The sequence below is a fragment of the Nocardia sp. NPDC047654 genome (genome assembly GCF_043205035.1).
Taxonomy (GTDB): domain Bacteria; phylum Actinomycetota; class Actinomycetes; order Mycobacteriales; family Mycobacteriaceae; genus Nocardia.
In genome coordinates, this window is sequence record NZ_JBIDDF010000038.1 from 1 (window position 1) to 5,382 (window position 5,382).

Annotated in this window: 2 protein-coding genes; both read left to right on the forward strand. The window is 68.8% G+C overall.

The features are described 5' to 3' along the window. On the forward strand, nt 1-661 hold a 661-nt coding region (locus tag ACGF7Y_RS36400; RefSeq protein WP_393242464.1), incomplete at its 5' end, for a hypothetical protein. 201 nt (nt 662-862) lie between these two features. Continuing rightward, nucleotides 863-5,382 (forward strand): amino acid adenylation domain-containing protein (locus tag ACGF7Y_RS36405; RefSeq protein WP_393242467.1); only part of this gene is annotated, 4,520 nt, incomplete at its 3' end.

The following is a 5,382-nucleotide window of genomic DNA, read 5'->3' on the forward strand; positions in this document are numbered from 1 at the left end:
GGTGCGACTGGATCGCGGCATCGAAGCGGTCATCGCCACCTGGGCGGTGCTGAAAACCGGCGCCGCCGTGGTCCCGGTCGACGCACTCGACGCACTGCTGCCGCACGAACTCGAGATCAAGACCGGCTTGACGGTCGGCGGTGCGCACTCGGCCGCCGCGGTCGACTGGCTCGCCCTCGACGACCCCACCGTCGTCGCGGAGATCGCCGCCGAATCACCCCGGCCGGTCACCTACGCCCACCGCATTCGCGCCTTGCGCGGCGGTGACCCGGCGTTCATCGGCGCGCAGGCACTCAGCTACGACGACCTCGCCACGGCCGCCGCACGGCTGCGCGCACGCACCGAACTGACCTTCGAATCGCGCACCTTCCAGCACGGCAGTCCGCAGTCGCCCGCCGCGCTGGTCGAAGTGGTCGCCGCCGGATCGGTGGGCGCGTCGGTGGTGCTGGTCGACGAGGACGGCGCGCTGACCGAGTCGCTCGCCGACGAGTGGGTAACCCATCTGGTGACGGATCGGACCGGGCTGGACACGCTCGACCCGATGGCACTGGAGGATTTGCACGCGGTGGTGCTGGACAATGGTGTCGGCGCGGTGCCCGAGGGGCCCTGGTCGAATGTGGCCGCGATCGTCGAGTTCACCGAGCTGTTCGACGCCCGGTGAAGTGATTCGCGGTCATACGGAAGCTCCCAGTTGTGTGACCATGCACACAGCGGACTGGTTTGCTGTATCAGGCCGTCCGCTGGAAATGTGTCATGGACGTGTTCTTACAGGCAGGATGTGCAGAGTTTTCATGTTTCGCTTGTCGGGGAATAGTCTGCCGGCGCAGGGATCGGTGCCCAGGAAGCACGAAGCGGGGCTCGCGTGACGCGGCCCGCGCGGGTGCGGCCCACTCGTACCCGGCGACCTAGAGTCACTACCCTCCCGCAACTGATGGCAACCGCCGTCGAAGCGCATCCAACCGGCACCGCGGTTGTCTTCGCCGACGCGGTCAGCTCTCGCGGACACCTCACCTACGCGGAACTCGACGCCAGGTCCACGCGGTTGGCGCGGTTGCTCATCGATCGGGGGGTGGGTCCGGAGGATCTGGTCGCGGTGGGTGTTCCGCGTTCGGTGGAGTCGGTGGTCGCGGTGTGGGCGGTGGCCAAGACGGGTGCGGGTTTCGTGCCGGTGGATCCGAACTATCCGGCCGATCGCGTCGAGCACATGGTGAAGGACTCCGGCGCGGTACTCGGCCTCACCGTCGCGCGCGTGGTGGAGGACCTGCCGAGCGAGATCGAATGGCTGGTCATCGATTCGGACGCTTTCGTCCAGCGGCTGGAGGACTACCCGACCGAGCCGGTCACCTACGCGGATCGGCTGCGACAGTTGCGCGCCGAGCATCCCGCCTATGTCATCTACACCTCCGGCTCCACCGGCATGCCGAAGGGCGTGGTGGTCACTCAGGCGGGTTTGGCGAGTTTCTGCGCCGAGCAGCGTGATCGGTATCGGGTGACGAGTGCGTCGCGGACGTTGCATTTCGCGTCGCCGTCGTTCGACGCGTCGGTGCTGGAATTGCTGCTCGCGCTGGGCGGGGCGGCGACCATGGTCGTGGTCGCGCCGACGGTCTACGGCGGTGACGAGCTGGCCGCGCTCCTGCGCAGGGAGGCCGTCACCCACGCGTTCATCACCCCCGCCGCGCTCGCGTCGGTGGACCCGGCCGGGTTGGACGAGCTGCGTGTGGTGGTGGCCGGTGGCGAGGCGTGCCCGCCGGAGCTGGTGCGGCGCTGGGTGCGTCCGATCGCCGAGGGCGAGCGCGAGTTCTACAACGGGTACGGCCCGACCGAGACCACGATCATGACCAACATCAGCGCGCCGCTGGTGCCCGGGGAAACGGTGACCATCGGCGCGCCGATCCAGGCGACCACCGAATACGTGCTGGACGAGCGGCTGGTGCCGGTCCCGATCGGCGTGGTCGGCGAGCTGTACATCGGTGGACCCCAGCTGGCGCGCGGTTACCAGCTGCGTCCCGGCCTCACCGCCGTGCGTTTCGTTCCGAATCCGTTCGACCCGAACCACTCTCGGCTCTACCGCACCGGCGACATGGTGCGCTGGACGCCGAACGGCGAGTTGGAATACATGGGCCGCAACGACTTCCAGGTGAAGATTCGCGGTTTCCGTATCGAGCTGGGCGAGATCGACGCGGTGCTGGCCGCGCACGAGACGGTCGACTTCGCGGTCACCGTCGGGCATCAGTTGGACAGTGGCGCGACGATTCTCGCGTCGTATGTGCACGCGGCGAGCGGACGCTCCATCGACACCGACGAGCTGATCGCGCACGCCGAGCGCAGCCTGCCGGTGCACATGGTGCCGACCTCGCTCACCGTGCTGGATGAGATCCCGCTGACCCCGGTGGGCAAGCTGGATCGTCGTGCCCTGCCCGCTCCGCAGTTGCAGACCAAGGAATTCCGCGCCCCGTCGGGAGCGCTGGAGCAATTGGTCGCTGGCGTCTTCGGCGACCTGCTCAGCGCGGGTGACGAGATCGGCGCGGACGACGATTTCTTCGAGCTGGGCGGCAATTCGCTGATCGCGACGCAGGTCGCGGCCCGGCTCGGGGCGTCGATCGGCGCGCGGGTGCCCGCGCGGACGGTGTTCGAAGCGCCGACGGTCGCGCTGCTGGCCGCGCGCCTCGCCGAATTCGACACGGGTACGGCGCGTCCCGAGTTGGTGGCGTCGCAGCGTCCGGAGCGGGTGCCGTTGTCGTTGGCGCAGCGGCGGATGTGGTTTTTGAATCAGTTCGATACCGGGTCGGCGGCGAATAATATTCCGTTCGCGGTGCGGTTGTCGGGTGTGTTGGATGTGGCGGCGTTGCAGGCGGCGGTCGCGGATGTGGTCGAGCGTCATGAGACGTTGCGGACGGTGTATCCGGCGGTGGACGGTACCGGTTACCAGGTCGTGCTGCCCGCCGCGCAGGCGATCCCGGACCTGACGCCGCACAGCCTGACCGCCGGAGAACTCCCGGACTGGCTGCGCACCTTCGCCGCCGCCGGTTTCGACGTCGCGGCCGAGGTGCCGCTGCGGCTTTCGCTCGCGCGGATCGGCTCCGACGATTACGTGCTCGCCGTCGTCGTGCACCACATCGCGGCCGACGGTACGTCCATAGCGCCGCTGGTGCGTGACCTGATGACCGCCTATGTCGCGCGCAGCGCGGGCGAGGCGCCCGGCTGGGCCCCGCTGCCGGTGCAGTACGCGGACTACACGCTGTGGCAGCACGCCGTGCTCGGCGAGGAGAGCGACCCCCGCTCCGTGGCCGCGACGCAGATCGCCTTCTGGCGTGACGCGCTCGCGGGCATTCCCGATCGGCTCGACCTCCCCCTGGATCGGCCGCGCCCCGCCTCGGCCTCCGGACGCGGCGGCGTCTTCACCTTCACCGTCGACGCACCCACCCGGGCCCGGCTCGACGAACTCGCCCAGGCCCACGGCGCCTCGCTGTTCATGGTGGTGCACACCGCATTCGCGGCGCTGCTGGCCCGATTGTCCGGCACCACCGACATCACCATCGGCACGCCGGTCGCCGGACGTGGCGAGGCGGAACTCGACGATCTGGTCGGCATGTTCGTCAACACGCTGGTGTTGCGGACCGCGGTGGACCCGGCGGCATCGTTCGCCGGGCTGCTGGAGGCGACCAAGGAACGCGACCTGGCCGCGTTCTCGCACGCCGAACTGCCGTTCGAGCGGTTGGTCGAGGTGCTGGACCCGGTGCGCTCGCAGGCGCATCACCCGCTGTTCCAGGTGGCGCTGTTCTTCCAGAACATGGACCGAGCGCAGCTCGAGCTGCCCGGCCTGTCGGTCGGCGCGGTCGAATTCGACGGCGCGGTGGCCAAATTCGATCTACAGCTGACGGTGACGCCGCAGGAGGGCCCGGATGCGGGTCTGGCCGCCATGTTCACCTATGCCACCGATCTGTTCGACGAGAGTTCGGTCGCCGAGTTCGCGGCGCGCCTGAACCGGTTGCTGCGCGCGGTCGCGGCCGACCCCGATCGCGCGCTGGGCGGTATCGACCTGCTCAACGTGGTCGAGCGGGATCGCATCCTGCACGAGTGGAACGACACCCGCTACCCGGTCCGCTCCGAATTGCTGCTCGACGGTTATCGCCGGGCCGTCGAGGCGCATCCGGACGAGATCGCCGTCGCCTACGAGGGTGTCGAGCTTTCGTATCGTGGGTTCGATGCGCGGGTGAATCGTTTGGCGCGGTTGTTGATTTCGCAGGGTGTGGGTGCGGAGTCGTTGGTGGGGTTGGCGGTTCGGCGTTCGTTGGATCTTGTGGTGGGGATGTATGCGATCGTGGCGGCGGGTGGGGCTTATGTGCCGTTGGATCCGGATCATCCGGCCGAACGCATCGCCCACATCCTGGACACCGCTCGCCCCCTCTGCGTCGTGACGACCAGCGCGGACGCGGCCGCGCTGCCCGATGACGTCCGGGCCATCGCCGTGGACACGCTGGATCTCGGCGGCTTCGACGACAGCCCGGTGCGCGCGGAGGAACTCGTGCGTCCGGTGGTGCCCGCGCATCCGGCGTACGTGATCTTCACGTCGGGGTCGACGGGCCGCCCGAAGGGCGTCGCGGTGTCCCACGCGGCGATCAACAACCAGATCGAGTGGATGCTGGCGGAATACCCGCTGGATCCCGATGATGTGTACCTGCAGAAGACGGCGACGACGTTCGACGTCTCGCTGTGGGGCTACTTCATGCCGCTGCGCGTGGGCGCGAAGCTCGTCGTCGCCACGCACGACGGTCACCGTGACCCCGCGTACGTCGCGGAAACCATTGCCTCCCAGGGTGTTACGGTGACGGACTTCGTGCCGTCCATGCTGACGGTCTTCGCCGCGCACACCGCCCCCGGCAGCTGCCCGACGCTCGAACACGTCTTCGTGATCGGCGAGGCGCTGCCGCCGGAGACCGTGGGCGCCATGCACGCGGTATCCGACGCCGCCGTGCACAACCTCTACGGCCCCACCGAGGCGGCGGTCTCGGTGACCTACTGGCCCGCGTCGCCGGACGAGCGCACCGTGCCGATCGGTCTGCCGCAGTGGAACACCCGGGTCTACGTTCTGGACTCGTGGTTGCGGCCGGTGCCGGTGGGTGTGCCCGGTGAGCTGTATCTCGCGGGTGACCAGTTGGCCCGCGGCTATGTGCGGCGTCCCGATCTCACCGCCGACCGCTTCGTTGCCGACCCGTTCGGCAACGGGGAGCGGATGTACCGCACGGGCGACCTCGTCGTGTGGCGCAAGGACGCCGACGACGCGGTACTCGACTATCTCGGCCGGACCGATTTCCAGGTGAAGTTCCGCGGTCAGCGGATCGAGCTGGGTGAGATCGAGACGGCGCTGCTGGCGCAGCCGTC